This window comes from Pseudomonas sp. TE3728, from assembly GCF_056279145.1.
Window position 1 is genome coordinate 1,084,329 of sequence record NZ_JBWBQT010000001.1, and the last position, 23,607, is coordinate 1,107,935.

General features: G+C 60.6%; 21 protein-coding genes. 15 read left to right on the top strand and 6 right to left on the bottom strand.

Translation table 11 applies throughout. The features are described from left to right. Positions 1–47: 47 nt before the first annotated feature. On the bottom strand, positions 48–3,128 hold the full coding sequence (locus ACZ89R_RS04295) for an efflux RND transporter permease subunit (protein WP_429546582.1): 3,081 nt from the start codon (positions 3,126–3,128) through the stop codon (positions 48–50). After that, positions 3,125–4,234 (bottom strand): efflux RND transporter periplasmic adaptor subunit, encoded by a 1,110-nt coding sequence (locus tag ACZ89R_RS04300; protein WP_429546581.1) that lies wholly within the window; start codon positions 4,232–4,234, stop codon positions 3,125–3,127. Before ACZ89R_RS04300 ends, ACZ89R_RS04295 begins: the two co-directional genes overlap by 4 nt. 219 nt (positions 4,235–4,453) lie before the next feature. On the opposite strand from ACZ89R_RS04300, the gene ACZ89R_RS04305 reads away from it, so the two are divergent. Together ACZ89R_RS04305 and ACZ89R_RS04310 are read left to right on the top strand one after the other, a co-directional pair. Next, positions 4,454–5,917, top strand: a complete 1,464-nt coding sequence (locus ACZ89R_RS04305) for an efflux transporter outer membrane subunit (protein ID WP_429547908.1) — start codon at positions 4,454–4,456, stop codon at positions 5,915–5,917. A 153-nt stretch (positions 5,918–6,070) separates the two neighbouring features. Further along, a complete protein-coding gene (locus ACZ89R_RS04310; RefSeq protein WP_218395906.1) occupies positions 6,071–6,856 on the top strand; it encodes an SDR family NAD(P)-dependent oxidoreductase in 786 nt (261 codons plus the stop codon). A gap of 57 nt (positions 6,857–6,913) precedes the next feature. Here the strand turns inward: ACZ89R_RS04310 and ACZ89R_RS04315 are convergent, their stop codons facing one another. The 3 genes from ACZ89R_RS04315 to ACZ89R_RS04325 all read right to left on the bottom strand — a co-directional run bounded on the left by ACZ89R_RS04315 (position 6,914) and on the right by ACZ89R_RS04325 (position 9,881). Further along, positions 6,914–8,185: an OmpP1/FadL family transporter gene (locus tag ACZ89R_RS04315; RefSeq protein WP_123494981.1), complete on the bottom strand. Its 1,272-nt coding sequence runs from the start codon at positions 8,183–8,185 to the stop codon at positions 6,914–6,916. A 2-nt stretch (positions 8,186–8,187) separates the two neighbouring features. Then, the gene (locus ACZ89R_RS04320) at positions 8,188–8,778 is read right to left on the bottom strand and encodes a thioesterase family protein (RefSeq protein WP_429546580.1); all 591 of its coding nucleotides are present in this window, start codon (positions 8,776–8,778) and stop codon (positions 8,188–8,190) included. A gap of 482 nt (positions 8,779–9,260) precedes the next feature. Beyond that, positions 9,261–9,881 (bottom strand): TetR/AcrR family transcriptional regulator, encoded by a 621-nt coding sequence (locus tag ACZ89R_RS04325; RefSeq protein ID WP_123494982.1) that lies wholly within the window; start codon positions 9,879–9,881, stop codon positions 9,261–9,263. Positions 9,882–10,880: 999 nt separating this feature from the next. Between ACZ89R_RS04325 and ACZ89R_RS04330 the strand changes: the two genes are divergently transcribed. From ACZ89R_RS04330 to ACZ89R_RS04365, 8 genes are all read left to right on the top strand, one after another. Then, positions 10,881–11,471, top strand: a complete 591-nt coding sequence (locus ACZ89R_RS04330) for an amino acid synthesis family protein (protein WP_018927718.1) — start codon at positions 10,881–10,883, stop codon at positions 11,469–11,471. A 43-nt stretch (positions 11,472–11,514) separates the two neighbouring features. Further along, the gene (locus ACZ89R_RS04335; protein ID WP_429546579.1) at positions 11,515–12,348 is read left to right on the top strand and encodes an alpha/beta fold hydrolase; all 834 of its coding nucleotides are present in this window, start codon (positions 11,515–11,517) and stop codon (positions 12,346–12,348) included. After that, positions 12,345–13,826 carry an aldehyde dehydrogenase gene (locus tag ACZ89R_RS04340; RefSeq protein ID WP_305384323.1) on the top strand — a complete coding sequence of 494 codons (1,482 nt, stop codon included), beginning with the start codon at positions 12,345–12,347 and terminating at the stop codon, positions 13,824–13,826. The genes ACZ89R_RS04335 and ACZ89R_RS04340 overlap by 4 nt, the downstream gene beginning before the upstream one ends. A 12-nt stretch (positions 13,827–13,838) precedes the next feature. Continuing rightward, positions 13,839–14,324 carry a flavin reductase family protein gene (locus tag ACZ89R_RS04345; RefSeq protein WP_074877285.1) on the top strand — a complete coding sequence of 162 codons (486 nt, stop codon included), beginning with the start codon at positions 13,839–13,841 and terminating at the stop codon, positions 14,322–14,324. A 70-nt stretch (positions 14,325–14,394) separates the two neighbouring features. Continuing rightward, on the top strand, positions 14,395–15,870 hold the full coding sequence (locus ACZ89R_RS04350) for an NAD-dependent succinate-semialdehyde dehydrogenase (protein ID WP_429546578.1): 1,476 nt from the start codon (positions 14,395–14,397) through the stop codon (positions 15,868–15,870). Continuing rightward, entirely contained in the window at positions 15,867–16,256 is a 390-nt protein-coding gene (locus tag ACZ89R_RS04355; RefSeq protein ID WP_008059553.1) for a carboxymuconolactone decarboxylase family protein, read from the top strand. Before ACZ89R_RS04350 ends, ACZ89R_RS04355 begins: the two co-directional genes overlap by 4 nt. 86 nt (positions 16,257–16,342) lie before the next feature. Further along, a complete protein-coding gene (locus tag ACZ89R_RS04360; protein WP_095129270.1) occupies positions 16,343–17,095 on the top strand; it encodes a GntR family transcriptional regulator in 753 nt (250 codons plus the stop codon). Between the two features lie 2 nt (positions 17,096–17,097). Continuing rightward, positions 17,098–17,661, top strand: a complete 564-nt coding sequence (locus ACZ89R_RS04365) for an NUDIX hydrolase (RefSeq protein ID WP_429546577.1) — start codon at positions 17,098–17,100, stop codon at positions 17,659–17,661. A gap of 6 nt (positions 17,662–17,667) precedes the next feature. On the opposite strand, the gene ACZ89R_RS04370 is transcribed toward ACZ89R_RS04365, so the two are convergent. Next, the gene (locus ACZ89R_RS04370) at positions 17,668–17,961 is read right to left on the bottom strand and encodes a DUF1330 domain-containing protein (protein WP_429546576.1); all 294 of its coding nucleotides are present in this window, start codon (positions 17,959–17,961) and stop codon (positions 17,668–17,670) included. Between the two features lie 71 nt (positions 17,962–18,032). Here ACZ89R_RS04370 and ribBA point away from each other — a divergent pair, with 71 nt between their 5' ends. The 5 genes from ribBA (at position 18,033) to ACZ89R_RS04395 (ending at position 23,364) form a co-directional block, all read left to right on the top strand. After that, a complete protein-coding gene (ribBA, locus tag ACZ89R_RS04375; protein ID WP_429546575.1) occupies positions 18,033–19,142 on the top strand; it encodes a bifunctional 3,4-dihydroxy-2-butanone-4-phosphate synthase/GTP cyclohydrolase II in 1,110 nt (369 codons plus the stop codon). Positions 19,143–19,409: 267 nt separating this feature from the next. Further along, positions 19,410–20,435, top strand: a complete 1,026-nt coding sequence (locus ACZ89R_RS04380; protein ID WP_123722589.1) for an ABC transporter substrate-binding protein — start codon at positions 19,410–19,412, stop codon at positions 20,433–20,435. After that, positions 20,432–21,376: an ABC transporter permease gene (locus ACZ89R_RS04385; RefSeq protein ID WP_201121397.1), complete on the top strand. Its 945-nt coding sequence runs from the start codon at positions 20,432–20,434 to the stop codon at positions 21,374–21,376. The genes ACZ89R_RS04380 and ACZ89R_RS04385 overlap by 4 nt, the downstream gene beginning before the upstream one ends. 6 nt (positions 21,377–21,382) lie before the next feature. Continuing rightward, complete coding sequence (locus tag ACZ89R_RS04390) at positions 21,383–22,192, top strand: ABC transporter permease (protein ID WP_429546574.1); 810 nt, start codon at positions 21,383–21,385, stop codon at positions 22,190–22,192. A 17-nt stretch (positions 22,193–22,209) separates the two neighbouring features. Continuing rightward, positions 22,210–23,364 carry an ABC transporter ATP-binding protein gene (locus tag ACZ89R_RS04395; protein WP_429546573.1) on the top strand — a complete coding sequence of 385 codons (1,155 nt, stop codon included), beginning with the start codon at positions 22,210–22,212 and terminating at the stop codon, positions 23,362–23,364. Positions 23,365–23,607: the final 243 nt, after the last annotated feature.

Below are 23,607 nucleotides of genomic sequence, written 5' to 3' on the forward strand. Positions count from 1 at the left end.
CTCTTCATTTCTGTAGACGCTCACTGGAGCGGCAAGTGATCGATCGCTTATGCCAGCTTTACTGTTTCAGTTTGCACGGCCTTGACCGGACAGATCTTGAACCAGATGGAATACATCGCCGGCAGGAACACCAGCGTCATGATGGTTCCGACAAACGTGCCGCCGATCAGGGTGTAGGCCAGCGCTCCCCAGAAAACCGAATGGGTCAGCGGGATAAACGCCAGGATCGCCGCCAGGGCCGTCAGCAGCACCGGACGCGCCCGTTGCACGGTGGCTTCGATGACAGCGTGGAACGGGGCCAGCCCCTCCTCTGCGTTCTGATGGATCTGCCCAATCAGGATCAGCGTGTTGCGCATCAGAATCCCCGACAGCGCGATCAGCCCCACCAGGGCGTTGATGCCGAACGGCTGATGGAAAATCAGCAGCGTCGGCACCACGCCGATCAACCCCAGCGGCGCGGTGAAGAACACCATGATCATGGCCGAGATCGAACGCACCTGGACGATGATGATCAGCAGCGTCAGGGCCACCATGATCGGCACCAGCGGCACGATAGCCTGGCCGGCTTTGCCGGATTCCTCGATGGCCCCCGCCTGCTCGATCCGATAGCCATCGGGCAACGTGTCGATGATCGGTTGCAGCTGCTTGATGACGGCTGTCGATACATCCGGCGGTTGCAGGCCTTCGGCGATGTCGCCGCGCACCGTGATGGTCGCAGTCCGGTCACGCCGGCGAAGGATCGGATCCTCCATGCGCACGTCCACCTCGCCGACCTGGGACAGGGGGATACGTTGCCCCGCCGCACCCACCAGGGTAAAACCTTCGATCCGGCCCGGATCAAGGCGGATATCGCCGGCGGCGCGTCCCACCACCTGCACCGAACGGATGTCCTCGCGAACCGCCGTGATCGGCACCCCGGCCAGCAGGAATTGCAGTTGCTGGGCAACGGCACTGGAGGTCAGCCCTACCGCCTGCAAGCGGTCCTGATCCAGATTGAAATGCAGCGTCGGCGTCAGCGAGCCCCAGTCGGTGTTGACGGTCCTCATCATCGGGCTGGCTTGCATGACGTCCTGTACGCGAGCTGCGATCTCCCGCAGTTTCGACGGGTCAGGCCCCATCACTCGGTAAGCCACCGGGAATGGTGAATACGGACCGAAGACAATCTGCGTTGCCCTGACCCGGGCCTCCGGAGCGAGCCCTTCGGCGACCGCTTCGCGCAGACGGAACTTGAGGGTTTCCCGTGCTTCCTGGTTATCTGTCAGCACCACGATCTTGGCGAACGATGGATCCGGCAGTTCCGGTGCGATTGCCAGGAAGAAGCGCGGCGCGCCCTGCCCGATGTAAGCCGTGATGATTTTGGCTTCCGCCTGTTTTTGCAGCCACGCCTCGACTTTGGCGGTGGTGGCGCTGGTCTGTTCGATGGAGGTGCCATAGGGCATCTGCACTTCAATCATCACCTCGGGGCGATCCGAGGTCGGGAAGAACTGTTTCTTCACCAGGCCCATGCCCAGGATGGCCACGGCAAACAACGTGATAACCGTGCCGGCCACCAGCCATTTGCGCGCGATCACCCGCGTCAGGATCCGACGGAAGCGGTTGTAGCGCGGAGTGTCGTAGATGGCCGCATGCCCACCTTCGACCTTCTTGATGTTCGGCAACATTTTCACCCCCAGGTAAGGGGTGAATGCCACCGCGACCACCCAAGAGGCGATCAGGGCGATGCCGACGATCCAGAACATGTTGCTGGTGTACTCGCCGGCGGTGGACTGGGCGAAGCCATTGGGCATGAAGCCGATCGCCGTCACCAGCGTACCGGACAGCATCGGTGCGGCCGTGTGGCTCCAGGCATACGCGGAGGCCTTGATCCGGTCGTAGCCCTCCTCCATTTTCACCACCATCATTTCGATGGCGATGATGGCGTCGTCCACCAGCAGCCCGAGGGCCAGGATCAACGAACCCAGGGTGATCCGGTCAAAGTTTTTCCCGGTGGCTGCCATTACCACAAACACGATGGCCAGGGTCAACGGCACAGCCGCCGCGACCACGATCCCGACATGCCAGCCCATGCTGATAAAGCAGACGACCATCACCACCAGCAAGGCGACGAAGAACTTGACCATGAACTCGTCAACCGCCGAATTGATGTTCACCGCTTGGTCAGTGACTTTGGTCAGTGTCATGCCCAGCGGCATGCCTTCATTGATCTTGCTTGTTTCTGCATCGAGCGCCTTGCCCAGGTCAAGGCCGTTCCAGCCTTCGCGCATGATCACGCCCAGCAACAACGCCTCTTCGCCGTTGTTGCGCACCAGGAAGGTGGCAGGATCCTCATAGCCGCGCTCAACCGTCGCCACGTCCGAGAGCTTCAAGGTGCGACCCTGGATGGCCAGTGGCGTGTCTCGGATCTTCTCCAACTTGTCGAAGGCGCCGTCCACCCGCAGGAAGACCTGTGGTCCATTGGTTTCGATGGAACCGGCGGGTGTGAGCACGTTCTGGCTGTTCAGTGCGGCGAAAATATCCTGAGGGGAAACGCCCAGGGTCGCCAGCCGGTCGTGGGAAAAAGAGATGAAAATGCGCTCGGCCTGCTCGCCGATGATGTTGACCTTTTTCACCCCTGCCACGTGCAACAGGCGCTGGCGCAAGACCTCGGCATCACGCACCAACAACCGCTGCGGCTCGCCCTTGGCCTTGAGGGCGAAAAGCGCGAATGTCACGTCCGAGTACTCGTCGTTGACCAATGGCCCGATCACACCCGCCGGCAACTTAGTGGCTTCGTCGTCAAGCTTCTTGCGCGCCTGATAAAACTCTTCCTGCACCTGGGAAGGCGGCGTGCGGTCCAGCAGCGAGACCATGGTGAAAGCCAGACCGGGACGGGTGTAGGTTTCCGTGCGGTCATACCATTTCAATTCTTGCAGGCGTTTTTCCAGGGGCTCGGCCACCTGGTCCTGCATCTCCTGCGCCGTCGCGCCCGGCCAGGCCGTGATGACGGTCAGTTGTTTGACCGTGAACGGCGGATCCTCCGCGCGGCCCAGCTTGAAGAAGGCCAAGGTCCCGGCGACAGCAATCAGAAAAATCAGAAACACCGTGATGGAGCGCTCGCGTACAGCGAGGGCCGAAAGATTGAGGCTCATTGGCGGCTCCCGGCGACCTTCACATCGTTTTGTGGAAGCAGCCTGACTGACTCGCCTTCACGCAGCAGATGTGCGCCCAGGCCGATGATCTGTTCGCCGACGTTGAGACGACCTGTGACGCGCGCAGCGCCGTCGCTCAAGCCCAGGACCTGCACCGCACGCCAGGTGACTTTTGCCGGTTCGCCGTCGATGGCCCACACGCCGGTGCCATTGCCCGGGTCGTACAACGCAGCAATCGGCACCTGCACCACCTGCCCCTGGGTCGCGCCTTCGGCGATACGCAGTGTGACGGTCGAGCCCAGCGGTGCGTTGGCCAGGGCGCCTTCCAGCACATAGCGCGCTTCAAAGGTGCGGGTCACCCGGTCAGCCGAATCGGAAAGCAACCTCAGTTTCGCGGTGACGGCCCCGCTGGTGCTGCCGTACAGCGTCGCCTGCGCGCTGGACCCGACGGCTGGCCGCAGGGTCTCGGGCAGTTGCACGACGGCTTCGCGCTGCCCGGCTCGCGCCAGTCGAACTACGGGTTGCCCGGGGCTGACGACCTGCCCCGGCTCGGCCAGCGTGTCCATCACCACGCCGTCGGCGTCGGCGAGGAGCACCGCGTACCCGGATGCATTGCGGGCCACATCAGCTTGCGCCTCGGCAGCGCTGAGTTGGGCCTTGGCGGTATCGGCTGCGGCTTTGATCTGGTCGTAGCCCGACGCCGAAATCGCCCCGGCGGCCACCAGCTCGCGATACCGCGCCTCGTCATCCGCAGTCTGCTTGGCCCGGGCGCGGGCGGCCGTGACGGCTTCTTGCTGGGCTCGCGCCTGCAATCCCAGGTCGATCGGGTCCAGGCGCATCAAAGGCTGGCCCTTTTTAACGGTCTGGCCGGCATCCACCACCCGCTCCAGCACCTTGCCGGAAACGCGAAAGCCCAGGTCGCTCTGGACCCGCGCCGCCACAACACCGGTGAAAGAGCGAGCGCTGGCGGACGCCCCCTGCACTTGCGCGACCCTCACCAAAGGGGCAAGCGTGCGCGGATCGATGGCAGTGGATGAGTCGCCACACGCCGTAAGGACGAGAGGCAACAAGCAAGCGGCCAGGGTGAAAGGTCGGAGCCGGAGCATAGGTTCCCTTTATTGAGCAGAGGACTGGGAGCCCATTCTTACGATCGTGACCAATACTGTCAACGGTCACCAATCTAATTTTGTTTTCAGTCAGCTTGATGCCCGGACAATCTTCAGCAAACACGGGACCTGTGATCCATACAGTAGTATTCATCACCAATTGACAGCTTGTGACCATACTATATTATGGTCACCAATGTCGATCCCGAGGAAACCTTGATGTCACCCCTCCGCCCCATTGTTTTATTAGTAGGCGCCAGCTTGATGGCCGGCTGCGCGGTCGGTCCGGACTACCAGCGCCCGGACGCTGCGCTTTCGGATCGTTTCCTGGGCCAGTCTTCTATCGAGCAAAGGAGCGGCGCATCACAGGCCAGCCTCATAACCTGGTGGGAGGGTTTTGGCGACCCGGTGTTGAGCGATTTCATCGCCAAGGCCCTGGAACAGAACCTCGACCTTGTCCAGGCATCAGCGCGCGTTGCCCAGGCCCGGGCCGGCCTTGGCGCGGCCAATGCCGCCCTGCTGCCCTCGGGAAATATCAGTGGCCAGGCCGCACGCGCCTATCAATCCGTCGAGACGCCGCTGGGCCAGGTGCTCGATTCGACGCCCGGCTCCGATCGGTACGGAAACGCCTACGAGCTGGACCTAGGCGCGAGCTGGGAACTGGATGTCTTTGGTGGCCTGCGACGCGGACGCGAAGCCGCACTAGCTGAGTACCAAGCCTCCGAGGCCGGTGCCGCCGCCACGAGACTGGCCGTCGCCGCGCAGACTGCTGACATCTACATCACCCTGCGCGGCTTGCAGGCGCGGCTGGACATTGCGAATCGCCAGGTCAAGACCCAGCAGGACTTGCTGGAGAAAGTCCAGCTGCTCTACAGCAAAGGCCTCGCCGCCAGCTATCAGGTCCGCCAGACCGAGGGCGCGCTTGCTCAGGTCCAGGCAACGGTGCCAGTCCTGCAGACCGGCCTGGATGCCGCCATGAATGCATTGGATGTCATGCTCGGCACACCGCCGGGCACCCATCGCCAGCAACTGGCCGAGACCGGCAGCATTCCGCTGCCTCCACAAATTACCGGGATGGGGACGCCGGCTGACCTATTGCGCCGCCGGCCGGACCTCATCGTCGCCGAGCGCCGCCTCGCTTCCTCCAATGCCCGCATCGGCGAGGCCATCGCCGAGTACTACCCGAAATTTTCCCTCAGTGCGTTGCTCGGCAGTGCCACCGCCGTATCGGCCGGGCACCTGTTCTCAGGCGGCGCCAGCCAGGCGTCGGGCGCGCTGGGTCTGCGCTGGAGGCTGTTCGACTTTGGCCGGATCAACGCCCAGATCGACCAGGCCAAGGGACAGGAAGCTGAAGCGCTGGCCGCCTATCGTCAGTCTGCACTACGAGCCACCGAGGATGTCGAGAACGCGTTCTCCGCCCTAGTGAACCGAGAATCCCAGGCCACCACGCTCACCGCAGGCGAAGCGTCATTGAGCGAGGCGCGCCAGTCGTCCTTTATTGCTTATCAGAAAGGTACGGCCAGCCTGATCGACGTCCTCAACACCGACGAGACGCTGCTCCAGGCATCCGATGCCCGGGCACAAGCACGGACCGAATCGGCGCGCGCAGCGGTCGCGGCATTCAAGGCCCTCGGTGGCGGCTGGCAAGCGCCGCAGCCACCACAGCCTGTAGCGAGCCGATGACCGGACATGAAACACCAGCCGTTCACTTGGCCCCAATCGCGAGCAGGCTCGCTCCCACAGGGTTAGCGTTCATGCCTGTGGGAGCGAGCCTGCTCGCGACGGGGCGATCACCGTCACTGTTGTTTTCAGTCTTTAAAACCGGAGTCCAGCAACATGAAAATCAACGAGAATTCCTGGGTGCTCATCACGGGCGCTTCCAGCGGCTTTGGCGAGGAGTTCGCCCGGCAATACGCAGCACAGGGAAAGTCCCTCGTTCTAGTAGCCCGCAGGCTGGACAGGCTTGAAGCGCTGTCGGCCCAGCTGCGCGAGCGCTTCGGCATTGAGGTCATCGTCGAGCAGGTAGACCTGTCTTCGATCCCGGCGATTATCGAGCTACACGAACGGCTGACCCGGCGCCGCATTGCGATTGATGTGCTCATCAACAACGCCGGCCATGGATTGCAGGGCCCTTTCCTGGATCACTCCCTTGACCAGTCCCTGGCAATGATCGATCTAGACATCGCTGGCCTGACCACCATGACTCGTCTCTTCGCCGCAGACATGCGCCCCCGGCATCGCGGGCACATCCTGCACATCGCAAGCCTGCTGTCTTACCAAGGCGTGAAGAATTTCGCGGTCTATTCAGCGGCTAAGGCCTACGTGCTTCGCTTCTCCGAGGCGCTGCATCAGGAACTCAAGGGCGATGGTGTCGTCGTGACCGCACTGTGCCCGGGCCTGTCCGACACCGGGTTTGTCCAAAGCGCCAGTCAGAAACTTACCCCCGCGCTGAAAATGGTGATGATGCAACCTCAACCGGTGGTTCGCGCAGGCATCCGCGCGCTGCAAGCCGGACGCATGAGTGTAGTACCCGGTTTCGGCAACAAGGCGCTCACGGTGTTGACCTGGGCCACGCCACGCTGGCTGCACCAACGCCTGATGGCGAATGTCATGGGTGCATGAGCGGGATATTGCAAGGGACCGGGAGCCGCACAAGCTCCCGGCACACGGCATATCGCGTTAGAAGTGATAGCTGATTGAGGTACCGAAACCGCTGGCACTGTTGCGGTATTTGGAACTGTACGCACCACGGGTCGCAGAGGTTTCGTTGACCCGCACGCTCTCTTCCTGCAAGTAGGAATAAGCCAGGTCGATCGTTACATCCTGTACCGGCGTCCAGCCGGCACCGAAGCTGAGCACTGTGCGGTCACCGGTTGGAATTCGAGGCCCACGGTTGGTGTTGTTGGCCGGCGACTGATCGACCGACAAGCCTGCGCGCAGCACCCACTGATCGTTCAGCTTATACGCCGCGCCGATTGCATGGCCCCAGGTGTCATGCCAGTTCTGCTCTTCTCTGACAGTACCCAGCGCGCCGCTCAGCAGCGCAGGCAAGCCTGAGTTCTCGATGGTCAGCTCCTTGAAGCGACTCCAGCGTGTCCAGGTGCTTCCCAGATAAAGGGTCCAGTCATCATTGAGCTGATGGGTGAGCGAGAGATCAACCGACTCCGGAAGGTCCACATCCAGCGACGCGTCATAGCTACGCCCGCTGACCCCCACTACACTGAAAATCCCGCCAGTGAGCTTGGACTTGGCGTCCAGGTGATAACTGACCTTGGAGTGATAAGTCAGCCCCAGGCGGGTCTGGTCCGTGGCCTGCACCAGGATGCCGGCATTGAAGCCGAGCGCCGTGTCATCGCCGTTGCTTTTCAGCTTCCCATCGTTGCTGCCGGGGCTCAGAGGATTGGGCACCATCCCGGAGATCTCACCGCTGATCCGGTTGATGGTCGGACCGAACCCAATCGACACCTTGTCGTTGAAGGCATAGCTGACGGTGGGCTGGAAGGTCAGCGTCGTCACTTCGCTTTTGTTGCCGTAGTAACGCCCGGCAAAGTCGCTGCCGTAATCGGTGATCAGACCGAACGGCACATAAAAGCCAACGCCGACGGCCCAGTGCTCATCCACCGGCTTGACGTAGTAACCCATCGGCACCGTGGTGGTCGGCACCATGTCACCGTCTTCCTGGCCGCCGAAAGTGCTGCGTGTCTGGCTGATATCGCTCTTGGCAAACAGCGTCGCAGCGCCGAGGCTGACCTGCTCTTTCTTCAAGCGAGACATGCCCGCCGGATTGCCGAAGACGGTGCTCGCATCTTCAGCCGAGGAAGAGCGGCCGGCGAATCCCGACCCCATCCCGCTGATGCTTTGTTCGTTCAGCGCAAAGCCGCTGGCAAACACTTGGGATGATGCAAGCGCAACGGCGAGACTCACGGGGGTCTTGAGCAAGATTCTTTTCATTATTAGGACTCGAGGAACAATTGCAGAGGTGGTGGAACAGTTTGTTTTTGTACTAGGCAAAAATCGCCACGGTCTGGCGCGCCCAAAGCACCCGCCGACCGCTTTCGTCCCAGATCTCCATATCCTGTAACGAGTAGCCCTCCAAGGCCTGTTGGCTGAAGGAACTGATGAGAAACCATTCGCCGGCCACGGCGGGGCTGCGGCAGATCGATTGTCCAGGAAGCCGAGCTGATGGCCGCAGGCTCTATAAAGCACGTCATAGTGGCAGGCGGCAGACTGTCAGCGAGGGCGATCAGGGCCACCGCCGGGTCAACCCCCTGGGCATCGAGGTGACGGACCCACATCAGCAACTCGGGATTTTCCGCACCGGATACCGGCAGTGAGCCGCCCACGGGACGCATCTCGAAGTTGAACGCGCAGGCAGGCGCAAAGCTGTTGTCCAGCTCCAGCGTGCTGTACCGCGACGACCCCTCTACCAACGGGCATCCCCACGCCTCATGGGTAATTTTGCTGGCTCGTGGTTGAGCGAACAGCAAGGTCGTGCGCAACGCCAGTTCATCGCCCGACTTGCAGTCGACCGATACCGAAGTCACGGATCGCCCTTGGCGCAACACGCTTGTATTGAACACCTGGGGCTGCGTGACCGGCCCTATGAATGACACTTGCGCCGACTTGATGGAGGAAAGCCCTGCGGGCGCTCGCGAAGAACCGCCTCCAACGACAACGCCGCCGACAGGCCGCCAAAAATCGTCCGGCCCTGCTGCCAATTGGACGGAGAACAAACGGCACGCCCGGATCAAATTGCGCCAGCACCTAAGCAAAGCTCGTCATATCAACGCCCACCCTGCGCACTGAACGCGTACTCGAAGACGGAATCGGAATGGAATGGAATCGGAAAAATGTCGATGCCGACGCATGTTCATGGCAATCCCTCAAAAGCCGATGCGCCATATTTATTCATGTGACCTTTTGTGTCAATAGTCACAATTTGAGCAAATGGAAACTAGAAAGCCAGATGCAAACCAAATGCAAAAAAGTTATTTAGATTGGTGTGGCTGCATCACTGCAGCCACACTCAGGGCATAAGGCTACGCAGGATGAGGTTCGAGGTAAGCGTCGGCGCGACCTCGACGTGATCAAGGCTATGCTGGAGCAACAGAGGATTGACGAAAGGCCGAAGGGTCAGGTGTATCGCTTCTACGGTTTCATCCAGGGGAGTCTTGCGCTCAAACTCTCCACTTTCGCGCCCTTCGCGCACAACCTGTACTACAAACTGCTTGATCCGTGCGTCATACACCAGCGAGCTGGGCCAACGCTCCGAGGCGGCGAATGCAGCGATATCATAGAGCTTGCGGTCGTTGAAAAACAGGTCCAAGCCCGTAGTGATAAGGGTCTTGACCAAGCGACGAAAGCGTTCTGTCGAAGAAATCCCCTCTTCGCTGATAGCCTGCTCCACGGCTGCGACGATTTGTGCCAGGCAGCTTGAGCAAATGGCCTCACCAATCGCTTGCTTGGAATCGAAGAACTTGTAGATGTAAGCCTTGGAAAACCCGATGGCTTTGGCCAAGTCGGAAACCGTGGTTTTGCTGTAACCGTATTGGCTGAAGTGCTCATTGGCCGCCGCGACAATCTGGTCTCGAATGTCGTGATCAGCTGGGCCCCGGGCGCCGGGCGAAGAAATTGGTGGATGGTTCATTCCTGTAGCTTACGCACCCCAAAGGTGGTTGACAACTTGTGACTTATTTATAGCATAGTCACACGCCACCATGCCAGACGTAAGCATGCTGGCCTTGCTATGTCGGCATATGGATAGGGTACACCACCGCTGGCCGTCACATTGAGCGTGAGGCCGTCACTGTCACCGAGCATGTAGTCAATACCAGTGATTTGGGCGTGCCGAATCGACATTTCTGAGAGCGCCATCGCGAGCTCCTGAACAGAGTCAGGGCCGGACACTCATCTCGGTACACAAACTGCTCCAGCAACAAACCGACTCCGTACGCATCAGAATCCTGGACTTAATCCTGGACTTAAACGCACTGGATGGTGCTGGATTTCAGTGGTTCCCGCCGGAACGAAAAAAGGACCCGAAGGTCCTGATTTCAATCGCTTACAGAATTCAGTGGAACTCTGTAGCGCAATTTTTGGAGCGGGAAACGAGACTCGCATCTAGCGTCCGACCCATTGAAATCTAAGGGGTTTATTTTCTTGCCGAAGCAGGAAAAGACTCAATTCTGGACTTGTTTTTGGGGTGTTTCAAGAGCGAAAAAATGGAGTAATTCCAAGCAACGCTACTGGATTCTACCTATAGACAATTGACGATTTTGGCGGCTACAAAGCCAGCTTTTCACTCGGCGTCATCGAGATTGGCTGCATGGCTCGCAAGTTCTTCGACCTGTAATCTAAATAGCCGCTATGCGGCAAGCTCGACGTAGCTAGATTCCCCTCCTCCAGTTGCGCCCGACAACCAACCCCATACGAAGGTCAGAGTGGTGCGTCCAGCGTGATCAACGCCTACCTTGCCACGAATAGAACCAATCCTGCTGCAAGCGATGAACTCCGAGCAACCATCGCAGCAGCCATCCCCCCCCCTTTTATCGCCTTCCGACCAGAAACCCGTTTCAGGGACTTGTGCTTCCGGTATTATGGTATACCATCAGACGCACAGACACTCTTACCCTACACGGAGCAGCTCATGAGTTTCGAAATCCGCAAGATCGTCAGCTACGTCGAAGAAACCTTTATCGAAGGCGGCAAGGCTGCTGACAAGCCCGTGACCATGGTCGGGCTGGCCGTCGTGATGAAAAACCCTTGGCTGGGTCGCGGCTTTGTCGAAGACCTGAAGCCGGAAATTCGCGCCAACTGCTCCGACCTCGGTGCGCTGATGGTCGAGCGTCTGGTGGGCATCATCGGCGGCGCCGAGAAGATCGAGGCTTATGGCAAGGCCGCCGTAGTGGGCGCCGACGGTGAAATCGAACACGCCTCCGCCGTCATCCATACCCTGCGCTTCGGCAACCATTACCGCGAAGCGGTGAAAGCCAAGAGCTACCTCAGCTTCACCAACAAGCGCGGCGGCCCAGGCACCTCGATCCAGATCCCGATGATGCACAAGGACGACGAAGGCCTGCGTTCGCACTACATCACCCTGGAAATGCAGATCGAAGATGCACCGCGTGCCGACGAAATCGTGGTGGTTCTGGGTTGCGCCGATGGCGGCCGCCTGCACCCACGCATCGGCAACCGTTACATCGATCTCGAAGAGCTGGCCGCTGAAAACGCCCAGTAATCAAGGTCGATAAGAACAACAAAAAGGCATGCAGGAGCGCTCCATGATTCGGCTCACCGCTGAACGCACCCCGGCTGGCACCAGTTACCTGGCGACCGGCCAAGGCCAGCCCGTGGTTTTGATCCACGGCGTGGGCCTGAACAAAGAAATGTGGGGCGGCCAGGTCGTTGGCTTGGCCACGAAGTACCGTGTGATTGCCTACGACATGCTCGGCCACGGCGCCAGCCCGCGCCCGGACAGCGGCACGCCTCTGCTGGGCTATGCCGACCAGTTGCTGGAACTGCTCGACCACCTGCAACTGCCTCAGGCAACCGTGATCGGCTTTTCCATGGGCGGGCTGGTGGCGCGGGCGTTTGCCTTGCATTACCCGCAACGCTTGCAAGGCCTGGTGGTGCTCAACAGCGTGTTCAATCGCAGTCCCGAACAGCGTGCCGGCGTCATCGCCCGCACCGCTCAAGCGGCCGAGCACGGACCGGATGCCAACGCCGAAGCCGCCCTGTCGCGCTGGTTCAGCCGCGAATATCAGGCGGCCAATCCGGCACAGATCGCGGCCTTGCGCCAAACCCTGGCAGACAATGACCCGCAGGGTTACCTGACCACCTACGAACTGTTTGCGACCCAGGACATGTACCGCGCCGACGACTTGGGCAGCATTCAGGTGCCGACACTGATCGCCACCGGTGAACTGGACCCGGGCTCGACACCGGAAATGGCCGAGCAATTGGCCGCACGCATTCCCGGCGCGACCGTTGCCGTGCTCGCCGAGCAGCGGCATATGATGCCCGTAGAATCGCCGCGCCTGGTCAACCAGCTGCTGCTGGAGTTTCTCGACACGGCAAACACCCGACAAAATCAAATAAAGGGGATCGTTGCATGACACTCGCACGCTTCCAGATGTGCATCGGCGGTGAATGGGTCGATGCCCTCTCCGGCAAGACTTTTGAAAGTTTGAACCCGGCTCTGGCTCAAGCCTGGGCTGAATTGCCCGATGCCGACGAAGCCGATGTCGAGCGCGCCGTGCAGTCTGCGCAGACGGCTTTCGACAGCCCGGCCTGGCGAGGCCTCACCGCCACCGCTCGGGGCAAACTGCTGCGGCGCCTCGGTGACCTGATCGCTGAAAACAAGGAACAACTGGCACAGCTGGAAAGCCGCGACAATGGCAAACTGATTCGCGAAACCCGCGGTCAGGTCGGCTACCTGCCGGAGTTCTTCCACTACACCGCGGGCCTGGCCGACAAGCTCGAAGGCGGCACCTTGCCGCTGGACAAGCCGGACCTGTTTGCCTACACAGTGCACGAAGCCATGGGTGTGGTCGCAGCGATCATTCCGTGGAACAGCCCTCTTTATCTGACCGCGATCAAACTGGCGCCGGCCCTCGCGGCAGGCAACACCATTGTGATCAAACCGTCGGAGCACGCCTCGGCAACCATTCTCGAGCTGGCTCGCCTGGCGCTGGAAGCCGGCATCCCGCCGGGCGTGGTCAACGTGGTCACCGGTTACGGCCCAAGCACCGGCGCCGCCCTCACCCGCCATCCGCTGGTGCGCAAGATCGCCTTCACCGGCGGCGCTGCCACGGCCCGGCATGTGGTGCGCAGCAGCGCCGAGAACTTCGCCAAGCTGTCGCTGGAACTGGGCGGCAAATCACCGAACATTATCTTTGCCGACGCTGACCTCGACAGCGCTATCAATGGTGCGATTGCCGGGATCTATGCGGCATCAGGCCAGAGCTGCGTTTCCGGCTCGCGGTTGTTGGTGCAGGACGAAATCTACGATGAGTTCGTTGATCGTCTGGTCGAACGCGCCAAGCGCATCCGCATCGGCAACCCGCAGGAAGACAGTAGCGAAATGGGCCCGATGGCCACTGCGCAACAACTGGCCGTGGTCGAAGGCTTGGTAGCCGATGCCGTGGCCGAGGGTGCGCGTCTGCGTCTGGGCGGCAAGCGTCCAGAGAATCTGGGGGATGGCTGGTTCTATGAGCCAACCCTGTTCGAATGCGACCGCAACTCGATGAAGATCATGCAGGAAGAGGTGTTCGGTCCGGTGGCCTCGGTCATCCGTTTCAAAGATGAAGCCGAAGCGCTGGCGATTGCCAACGACTCGCAGTTCGGCCTCGCCGCCGGCATCTGGACCCGCGACCTGGGGCGAGCCCATCGCCTGGCCCGGGACGTTCGCTCGGGGATTATCTGGGTCAACACCTACCGTGCTGTCTCGGCCATGGCGCCGATCGGCGGTTTCAAGAACAGCGGCTATGGACGCGAGAGCGGCATCGATTCGGTGCTGGCCTACACCGAGCTGAAAACGGTGTGGATCAACCTCTCTCAGGCACCCATGCCTGATCCCTTCGTGATGCGCTAGGAGACCGCCGACATGATCGAACCTGGCATTTACAAAGACGTCATGAGCTCGTTCCCTTCCGGGGTCACGGTGGTCACCACCCTGGACCCGGACGGTGGCATCGTCGGCATCACCGCCAGCGCCTTCAGTGCGCTGTCGATTGATCCGGCACTGGTACTGTTCTGCCCCAACTATGCCTCGGACACGTACCCGATTCTGCGTGACAGCAAGCAATTCGCGATTCATCTGCTGTCCGCCGACCAGACTGCCGAAGCCTATGCGTTTGCAGGGAAAGGCAAGGACAAGGCCAAAGGCATCGACTGGCACCTCAGTGAGTTGGGCAACCCGTTGCTGCGCAAAGCCACGGCGATCATCGAGTGCGAACTGTGGCGTGAATACGACGGCGGCGATCACGCGATTATCGTCGGCGCGGTGAAGAACCTGATTCTGCCCGAGCAACCGGTCACACCAATGATCTATCACAAAGGCAAGCTGGGCCCGCTGCCCACCCTGGCCTGACGTCTACATTTGGGCTGCGTCTAACCACCCCCCGGTGCGGCCCTTTTTTACTTCTACTATGGGAGCCGGCATGAGCCCAGCAGCCTTGCAACTGTTCCGCCAGCAGGCCTACATCGACGGCCAGTGGCTGAATGCACCCGATGGCGTCTGTCAGGACATTTTCAACCCGGCCACCGGCGAACTGATCGGCCAGGTGCCGAACCTTGGCGCCGCAGAAGCTCGTCAGGTTATCGCCGCCGCCAACAAGGCCTGGCCGGCCTGGCGCGCACTGACCGCCAAAGAGCGCAGCCAGACGCTCAAACGCTGGCACGCGCTGATGCTAGAGCACGCCGACGCCCTGGCAGAAATCCTCACTCTGGAACAAGGCAAGCCACTGGCCGAGGCCAAGGGTGAAATCCTTTACGCCGCGAGTTTCATCGAGTGGTTCGCCGAAGAAGCCAAGCGCATCTACGGAGACACCATTCCCAGCCACAAAGGCGATGCGCGCATCGTGGTCAGTAAGGAACCGATCGGCGTGGTCGCGGCCATCACCCCATGGAACTTCCCGGCGGCGATGATCACCCGCAAGGCCGGCCCGGCGCTCGCGGCCGGTTGCCCATGCATCGTCAAACCGGCACCGGAGACGCCGTTCTCGGCGCTGGCCATGGCCGCGTTGGCGGAACAGGCAGGGATTCCACCGGGCATTTTCAACGTGATCACCGGCGACGCCGTGGCCATCGGCGGTGAGCTGACCGCCAGCCCGCTGGTGCGCAAACTGTCGTTCACTGGCTCCACCGCCATCGGCAAATTGCTCATGGCGCAGTGCGCGCCAACGCTGAAAAAAGTCTCACTGGAACTGGGGGGCAACGCGCCCTTCATCGTGTTCGACGATGCTGATCTGGAGCGAGCCGTAGAAGGTGCACTGATCGCCAAGTTTCGCAATGCCGGGCAAACCTGTGTCTGTGCCAATCGCTTCCTGGTGCAGAGCGGCATCCATGAAGCTTTTGTTGCGCGGTTGGCCGAACGAGTGGCTCAACTGAATGTTGGCAGTGGTTTCGAGGCAGGCGTCACCCAAGGCCCGCTGATCAACGAACGCGCCGTGGCCAAAGTCGAAGACCACGTTCAGGACGCCCTCTCCCAAGGCGCCCGACTGCTTTGCGGTGGTGAACGGCATGCACTGGGGCACGGCTTCTTCCAGCCAACCGTGCTGGCTGGCGTGACCGGTGACATGAAAGTCGCTCAAGAGGAAACCTTTGGCCCGCTGGCTGCGGTGTTCCGCTTCGACACCGAAGCCGAGGCTGTGCACTTGGCCAATGACACCGAATTCGGCCTCGCAGCTTACTGCTACACCCGCGACCTGGGCCGGGCCTGGCGCATGAGCGAAGCCCTGGAATACGGCATGGTCGGGATCAACGAAGGGCTGATTTCCACCGAAGTCGCGCCCTTTGGCGGGATCAAATCCTCGGGGCTGGGCCGTGAAGGGTCCAAGTACGGCATCGAAGATTACCTCGAACTCAAATACACCCTGATGGGCGGGCTCGACGATTTTGGGAGCACACCGCGATGAGCAACGAAAAATATGAAAAAGGCCTGAAAATTCGCACCCAGGTACTGGGTGAGGCCTACGTGAACCGCTCCATCGAAAACGCCGACGACTTCACCCGGCCTCTTCAGGAGATGGTCACCGAGTACTGCTGGGGCCACGTCTGGGGTCGTGAGGGTTTGTCGCTTAAAGAGCGCAGCATGATAAACTTGGCGATGATTTCGGCCCTCAATCGGCCGCACGAACTCAAGCTGCATGTACGCGGCGCCTTGCGTAACGGGCTGAGTCGTGAACAAATACGCGAAATTCTGCTTCAGGTCGGTATTTATTGCGGTGTTCCCGCTGCCGTAGACAGTTTCCGGCTCGCCCGTGAAGCCTTCGCCGAAGCCGATGCCGAGGCCTCCAGTTAACCCTTGGCTGTTTTGATGACGTGAGCACGATGATCCTGGATCGAAGTGCTCTTTTTGCATGGACAGCCACACTCAGAGCGGACCCCATGAAACGCCTGCCACTCGACGACAGCTTCAAGGTCAATCGCAACCCCGTTACCCTGCGCGAAATCGTGCTGGATAAGCTGCGAAGCGCCATCATGAACTTCCAGCTCTTGCCGGGAGATCGTCTGGTCGAACGCGATCTGTGCGATCGCCTGGGCGTCAGCCGCACATCCGTACGCGAAGCCTTGCGCCACCTGGAATCCGAAGGCCTGGTGGAATTCGCCGACGCCAAGGGCCCACGGGTCGCGATCATCACCCTGGCCGATGCCGTGGATATCTATGAGCTGCGTTGTGTGCTCGAAGGCCTGATCGTCCAGCTGTTCACCCTGCGTGCCAAGGCCAAGGACATCAAGGCCCTGGAAAAAGCCCTCGAGGAAAACCGCAAGGCCCTCAAGGAAGGCGAACTGCAACAGGTGATCGATTCGGTTCAAGGTTTCTACGACGTCCTGCTCGAAGGCTCGGGCAATCATGTGGCGGCCACTCAACTGCGTCAGTTGCAGGCACGGATCAGTTACTTGCGGGCGACTTCGGTGTCCCAGGAGAATCGCCGTGGCGTGAGCAACCAGGAAATGGAACGCATGGTCGAAGCGATCAAGAGCGGCGATCCTCTGGCAGCCCACCAGGCTTGTGTCGACCACGTGCGCGCCGCCGCAACCGTCGCACTCGATTACCTCAAGCGCAAACAGGAAGAGACTGGAAAAATACCCGAGATCACCCTGCCCATCGCGCTCAAAGAACCTCGCATAGGTCGCTAACCATGTTCAGCCCGAGCTTTTGTCCAAAGTGCGGCGGCGGTGATCTCAGTCACCAGCTGCCACCGGGCGATACGCACGAGCGTCTGATGTGCCGTGGTTGCGGCTACATCCATTACGTCAATCCGAAAATCATTGCCGGCTGCATCATCGAGCAGGACGGCAAGTACCTGCTGTGCCAACGCGCGATCCCGCCGCGCCCCGGTACCTGGACGCTGCCGGCGGGCTTCATGGAAGGCGGCGAGACCACCGAGCAGGCGGCGCTGCGCGAAGTCTGGGAAGAGAGCGGCGTGCGCGCGGAAATTCTCTCGCCCTACTCGATCTTCAGCGTGCCGAAGATCAGCGAGGTGTACATCATTTTCCGCGCCATCGCGCTGGAGATCACCGGCCAATACGGCCCGGAAACCCTGGACTACAAATTCTTCGCGCCCGAGGACATTCCCTGGGACAGCATCTATTACCCGGCAATCCGGCAGATCCTCGAACGCTATATCGAGGAACGCCAGGCCGGGGTCTACGGCATCTACATCGGCAACGACGATACCGGCAAGATCCACTTCATTCGCTGACATATCCTAGGGCGTCACGCCCTCGACAATGATTACCTCGGCCCGGGCCACACCCTCGCGGTGCCGTTTCGCCTCCTGATATTGCTCGCTGTGATAACAGGCCAGCGCCTGCTCGTAAGAATCGAACTCGATGACCACACTGCGTTGCGGTGTCGGCCGACCTTCCATCGCTTCGCTGCGCCCGCCCCGGGCCAGCATCCGCCCGCCATATAAAGCGAACGCCGCCGGGGCGCGCTGGGTGTATTGGCTGTATTGATCGGGGTCGGTGACATCCACGTGAGCAATCCAGTACGCCTTCATAGTGACCTCTTGGTTTATTTTGTATTATGGTATACCAATAAATATACCCACCAAACACTGAGAGTTCCAGCATGGCCTTCAACAGCATCGAAGAAATCATCGAAGATTACCGGCAAGGCAAGATGGTGCTGCTGGTCGATGACGAGGACCGGGAAAACGAAGGCGACCTGCTGATCGCCGCCGACCATTGCACCGCCGAGGCCATCAGCTTCATGGCTCGTGAAGCGCGCGGATTGATTTGCCTGACCCTGACCGACGAGCACTGCCAGCGCCTGGGTCTGGAGCAGATGGTGCCGAGCAATGGCAGTGTGTTCAGCACCGCGTTCACCGTATCCATCGAGGCCGCTGTGGGTGTGACCACCGGTATTTCCGCCGCCGATCGGACGTGTACCGTTGCCGCCGCCGTAGCCGCCAACGCAGGTCCCACGGACATTGTGCAGCCCGGCCATATCTTCCCGCTACGCGCCAAGGAAGGCGGCGTGCTGACCCGTGCCGGCCACACCGAAGCCGGTTGCGACCTCGCTCGCCTGGCGGGTTTCACTCCCGCCTCGGTGATCGTCGAAGTGATGAACGACGACGGCACCATGGCCCGCCGCCCGGATCTGGAAGTGTTCGCCCGTAAACACGGGATCAAGATCGGCACCATCGCCGATCTGATCCACTACCGGCTCAGCACCGAACACACCGTGGTGCGCATAGGCGAACGCGAGCTGCCGACGGTGCATGGCACCTTCCGCCTGATCACCTTCGAGGACCGCATCGAAGGTGGCGTGCACATGGCGATGGTCATGGGTGACATTCGTCGAGAAGAACCCACCCTGGTGCGGGTGCATGTGATCGATCCGCTGCGCGATCTGGTCGGCGCGCAGTACAGCGGCCCGTCCAACTGGACGTTGTGGGCCGCGCTGCAACGGGTGGCTGAAGAAGGTCGCGGCGTGGTGGTCGTGCTGGCCAATCATGAGTCGTCGCAAGCGCTGCTGGAACGCGTGCCCCAACTCACTCAGCCGCCACGACAATTCAGCCGTTCGCAATCGCGCATCTATTCTGAAGTAGGGACCGGGGCGCAGATTCTGCAGGATCTCGGCGTGGGCAAGTTGCGTCATCTCGGCCCACCGCTGAAATACGCAGGCTTGACCGGTTACGACCTGGAAGTGGTCGAGAGTATCCCGTTCACCGGATGATCCCCTGGCTCCTACGAAAGCGGTTCTTTCGCTTCGCCACAAAAACCGCTTTTGGCTGATAGCCGGTAAGGCAAAGTGCTTGCACAAAGTTTGGAATACCATAATATGATATTCCATAGACCGAACATTCCAACCAAGGGCCCCCGACAGGGAAAGCACCAACAACAGCCCTTGGCACGGTCGCCTTTAGAGGCCAGATGGACCTACTGCTCCCGATAGGCGGGCATCAACAGCCCGCTCACAAACACAACAAATGAGGGCGTAAAAATGGTGTTGAACAAAGGTGTAACCGCAATGCTTTTTGCGGGTTTGTTGAGCATGACCAGCCAGGCGCTGATGGCGGCTGAAAGCGTCAACTTCGTCAGCTGGGGCGGCAGCACCCAGGATGCACAGAAGCAGGCCTGGGCCGATCCGTTCAGCAAGGCCAGCGGCATCACCGTGGTCCAGGATGGTCCTACCGACTATGGCAAACTCAAAGCCATGGTCGAAAGCGGCAACGTGCAATGGGACGTGGTCGACGTCGAGGCGGACTTTGCCTTGCGCGCGGCAGCTGAAGGCTTGCTCGAACCCCTCGACTTCTCGGTGATCCAGCGCGACAAAATCGACCCGCGCTTCGTCTCTGACCATGGCGTCGGCTCGTTCTACTTCTCCTTCGTCCTCGGTTACAACGAAGGCAAGCTCGGTGCCGGCAAACCTCAAGATTGGTCCGCGCTGTTCGACACCAAGACCTACCCTGGCAAACGCGCCCTCTACAAATGGCCAAGCCCCGGCGTGCTCGAACTGGCTCTGCTGGCCGACGGTGTACCCGCCGACAAGCTGTATCCGCTGGACCTGGATCGCGCCTTCAAAAAACTCGACACCATCAAGAAAGACATCGTCTGGTGGGGCGGCGGCGCGCAGTCGCAACAGTTGCTGGCCTCAGGTGAAGCGAGCCTCGGGCAGTTCTGGAACGGCCGCATCTACGCCCTGCAACAGGATGGCGCACCGGTGGGCGTGAGCTGGAAACAGAACCTGGTCATGGCCGACATTCTGGTCATCCCTAAAGGCTCGAAAAACAAGGCCGCCGCCATGAAGTTTTTGGCCAACGCCAGCAGCGCCAAAGGACAAGCTGACTTCTCCAACCTGACCGCCTATGCGCCAGTCAACGTCGACAGCGTGGCGCGCCTGGATTCGGTGCTCGCCCCTAACCTGCCGACTGCCTACGCTAAGGATCAGATCACTCTTGATTTCGCGTACTGGGCCAAGAACGGTCCGGCCATCGCGACACGGTGGAACGAATGGCTGGTCAAATGAAAATGACGGCAACAGCGTCCCGTCAACCTACGCAGACCGGGAGCGCCGCTGGCGCTGCCGGGGCGGTTTCCGGCAAGGCGGCTGTGATGAACCAATCCCCTTCCCTGGCACAGCGCTGGCGCGGTTCAAGCAACCTGATCCCCGCCCTGCTGTTTCTCGGCCTGTTCTTTCTGGCGCCGCTGATTGGTCTGCTGCTGCGGGGCGTACTGGAACCAGTGCCGGGCCTGGGTAACTACGAACAACTGTTCGCCAACTCGGCTTACGCCCGGGTCTTGCTCAACACCTTCTCGGTGGCCGGGCTGGTGACCCTGTTCAGCCTGCTGCTGGGCTTTCCTCTAGCGTGGGCGATCACGCTGGTGCCTCGTGGCTGGGGCCGCTGGGTCCTCAACATTGTGCTGCTGTCGATGTGGACCAGCCTGTTGGCGCGGACCTATTCCTGGCTGGTGCTGTTGCAGGCGTCCGGTGTAATCAACAAAGCGCTGATGGCAATGGGCATCATCGATCAGCCACTGGAAATGGTGCACAACCTGACCGGCGTGGTGATCGGCATGAGTTACATCATGATCCCGTTCATCGTGCTGCCGTTGCAGGCAACCATGCAGGCCATCGACCCGATGATTCTGCAGGCCGGTTCGATTTGCGGCGCCAGCCCCTGGACCAACTTCTTCCGGGTATTCCTGCCGCTGTGCCGGCCGGGGCTGTTCTCCGGCGGCCTGATGGTGTTTGTGATGTCCCTCGGTTACTACGTGACCCCGGCACTGCTGGGCGGCGCGCAGAACATGATGCTGCCGGAATTCATCATTCAGCAGGTGCAGTCGTTCCTCAATTGGGGACTGGCCAGCGCCGGTGCAGCCTTGCTGATCGTGATCACGCTGGTGTTGTTCTACTTCTACCTGAAGCTCCAGCCGGAATCCCCGGTTGGCGCCAGCAACTCGAGGTAAGCCGTCATGCTCCTGACCCCCAATGCCATGAGCCGGCGCATGCGTTTCGGCCTGTATTTCACCACCGGTTTGATCTCGCTGTTCCTGCTTTTGCCGATCGTGTTCATCGTGCTGCTGTCCTTCGGTTCCTCCCAGTGGCTGGTGTTTCCGCCGCCGGGCTGGACGCTGAAATGGTACGGCCAGTTCTTCTCCAATCCCGATTGGATGAACGCAGCCATGGCCAGCCTCAAGGTCGCCGTGCTGACCACGATCTGCGCGGTAGCCCTGGGTTTGCCGACCGCTTTTGCCTTGGTACGCGGGCGCTTTCCAGGACGGGAAATGCTCTACGGTCTGTTCACCCTACCGATGATCGTGCCGCTGGTGATCATCGCGGTGGCGGTGTACGCGCTGTTTCTCAAACTCGGCTACACCGGAACGATGTTCGCTTTCGTGGTCAGCCACGTCATCGTGGCGCTACCGTTCACCATCATCTCGATCATCAACTCGCTGAAGCTGTTCGATCAGTCCATCGAGGATGCCGCGGTGATCTGTGGCGCCTCGCGACTGCAAGCGGTGTTCAAGGTGACCTTTCCGGCAATCCGCCCGGGCATGGTCGCCGGTGCGCTGTTCGCGTTCCTGGTGTCGTGGGATGAAGTGGTGCTGAGCGTGATGATGGCCAGCCCGACCCTGCAAACCCTTCCCGTGAAAATGTGGACCACCCTGCGCCAGGACCTGACGCCCGTGATCGCCGTCGCCTCGACGCTGCTGATCGGCCTCTCGGTATTGGTCATGGTCATCGCCACCGCCGTTCGCCGGCGCAATCAAATCAGCGCCTGAGCGCACAGGAGTACGACATGAGTGCCGTGATCAAAGATTCCGCGCAGCAGAACGACAAACCGCTGGTCAGCCTGCGCAACCTGAACAAGTACTACGGCGACTTCGCTGCCGTGGACGACATCTCGCTGGACATCAAGGACGGCGAATTCCTGACCTTCCTCGGCTCCAGCGGCTCCGGCAAAAGCACCACCCTGTCGATGCTCGCCGGCTTCGAAACCCCGAGCAGCGGCGAGATCCAGGTCAATGGCCAGTCGCTGGTCAACGTACCGCCGCACAAGCGTGACATCGGCATGGTGTTCCAGCGTTATTCGCTGTTTCCGCACCTGTCGGTGCGCGACAACATCGCGTTTCCGCTGGCCATCCGCAAGCTGGCCGCCAGCGAGCGTGAGCGCCGGGTCGACGCCATGCTCAAACTGGTGCAACTGGAACAATTCGCCCATCGCCGCCCTTCACAACTTTCCGGTGGTCAGCAGCAACGAGTGGCGATCGCTCGGGCGCTGGTCTACGAGCCACGCATCCTGCTGATGGACGAACCTCTCGGCGCTTTGGACAAAAAGCTGCGCGAAGATTTGCAGGACGAACTGCGTCAGCTGCATCGGCGTCTGGGTATCACCATTATCTACGTGACCCACGACCAGGAAGAAGCCATGCGTCTGTCTCAGCGCATCGCGATTTTCAGTCACGGCAAAATCGTTGGGTTGGGCAGCGGTTTTAATCTGTATCAGAACCCGCCAAATGCCTTCGTTGCCTCGTTTCTTGGCAACTCCAACTTCCTCAAGCTCAAGGCCCAGGGTAATGCGGCGGCTTCGTTTGAAGGTCAGTCTCTGTCGATTCGCCTGACCGCCGGGTTGCAGACTGATCAGGATGTTTTGCTGATGGTGCGTCCGGAAAAAGCCTTGGCCTTGAGTGTCGAGCAAGCTGCACAGGAACCGTTGGCAGCGGGCTGGAATGAAGTTTCGGCCGTGGTCACTGAAGTGCTGTTCCTCGGTGAAAGCCAGACTTGCAGCGTGGTGACCTCGGGCGGCACGTCGATGACCGTCAAGGCCCTCTCTGCCGCCGGCATGCCGCTCAAGGCTGGCGACCCGGTGCGCGTGCGCTGGGCCACTGCGGATGCCTGCGTTTATACCGAATGGGCTGAAAGCGATCTGAACAAGGCTGCTGGCGCGCATTGATCCTCAAGCGGTCCCATGCCAGTGGACCGCACGTTATCTGTCACCCTCTGGTCGCTGCAACGTCGGGTTGCAGCGGCCTTTTTTTGATCTCACTATCCCCTCTGCCTGACTCATCGCTTTCACGAGCAAAGGCCCCGGGATCGCCACGAACACAGCATCCGTGTCCTGCTCCGAGCGGATGTGTATCTCCCTCTCGACAGCCAACAACGCCGTCGCCCCTGACCAACCGCTTCCTCCAGCAAG

Bases quoted from the DNA above. Each gene is read 5' to 3' on its own strand.
- ACZ89R_RS04295 (WP_429546582.1), bottom strand. From the start codon at position 3,128: ATGAGCCTCAATCTTTCGGCCCTCGCTGTACGCGAGCGCTCCATCACG.
- ACZ89R_RS04300 (WP_429546581.1), bottom strand. From the start codon at position 4,234: ATGCTCCGGCTCCGACCTTTCACCCTGGCCGCTTGCTTGTTGCCTCTC.
- ACZ89R_RS04305 (WP_429547908.1), top strand. From the start codon at position 4,454: ATGTCACCCCTCCGCCCCATTGTTTTATTAGTAGGCGCCAGCTTGATG.
- ACZ89R_RS04310 (WP_218395906.1), top strand. From the start codon at position 6,071: ATGAAAATCAACGAGAATTCCTGGGTGCTCATCACGGGCGCTTCCAGC.
- ACZ89R_RS04315 (WP_123494981.1), bottom strand. From the start codon at position 8,185: ATGAAAAGAATCTTGCTCAAGACCCCCGTGAGTCTCGCCGTTGCGCTT.
- ACZ89R_RS04325 (WP_123494982.1), bottom strand. From the start codon at position 9,881: ATGAACCATCCACCAATTTCTTCGCCCGGCGCCCGGGGCCCAGCTGAT.
- ACZ89R_RS04330 (WP_018927718.1), top strand. From the start codon at position 10,881: ATGAGTTTCGAAATCCGCAAGATCGTCAGCTACGTCGAAGAAACCTTT.
- ACZ89R_RS04335 (WP_429546579.1), top strand. From the start codon at position 11,515: ATGATTCGGCTCACCGCTGAACGCACCCCGGCTGGCACCAGTTACCTG.
- ACZ89R_RS04340 (WP_305384323.1), top strand. From the start codon at position 12,345: ATGACACTCGCACGCTTCCAGATGTGCATCGGCGGTGAATGGGTCGAT.
- ACZ89R_RS04345 (WP_074877285.1), top strand. From the start codon at position 13,839: ATGATCGAACCTGGCATTTACAAAGACGTCATGAGCTCGTTCCCTTCC.
- ACZ89R_RS04350 (WP_429546578.1), top strand. From the start codon at position 14,395: ATGAGCCCAGCAGCCTTGCAACTGTTCCGCCAGCAGGCCTACATCGAC.
- ACZ89R_RS04355 (WP_008059553.1), top strand. From the start codon at position 15,867: ATGAGCAACGAAAAATATGAAAAAGGCCTGAAAATTCGCACCCAGGTA.
- ACZ89R_RS04360 (WP_095129270.1), top strand. From the start codon at position 16,343: ATGAAACGCCTGCCACTCGACGACAGCTTCAAGGTCAATCGCAACCCC.
- ACZ89R_RS04365 (WP_429546577.1), top strand. From the start codon at position 17,098: ATGTTCAGCCCGAGCTTTTGTCCAAAGTGCGGCGGCGGTGATCTCAGT.
- ACZ89R_RS04370 (WP_429546576.1), bottom strand. From the start codon at position 17,961: ATGAAGGCGTACTGGATTGCTCACGTGGATGTCACCGACCCCGATCAA.
- ribBA (WP_429546575.1), top strand. From the start codon at position 18,033: ATGGCCTTCAACAGCATCGAAGAAATCATCGAAGATTACCGGCAAGGC.
- ACZ89R_RS04380 (WP_123722589.1), top strand. From the start codon at position 19,410: ATGGTGTTGAACAAAGGTGTAACCGCAATGCTTTTTGCGGGTTTGTTG.
- ACZ89R_RS04385 (WP_201121397.1), top strand. From the start codon at position 20,432: ATGAAAATGACGGCAACAGCGTCCCGTCAACCTACGCAGACCGGGAGC.
- ACZ89R_RS04390 (WP_429546574.1), top strand. From the start codon at position 21,383: ATGCTCCTGACCCCCAATGCCATGAGCCGGCGCATGCGTTTCGGCCTG.
- ACZ89R_RS04395 (WP_429546573.1), top strand. From the start codon at position 22,210: ATGAGTGCCGTGATCAAAGATTCCGCGCAGCAGAACGACAAACCGCTG.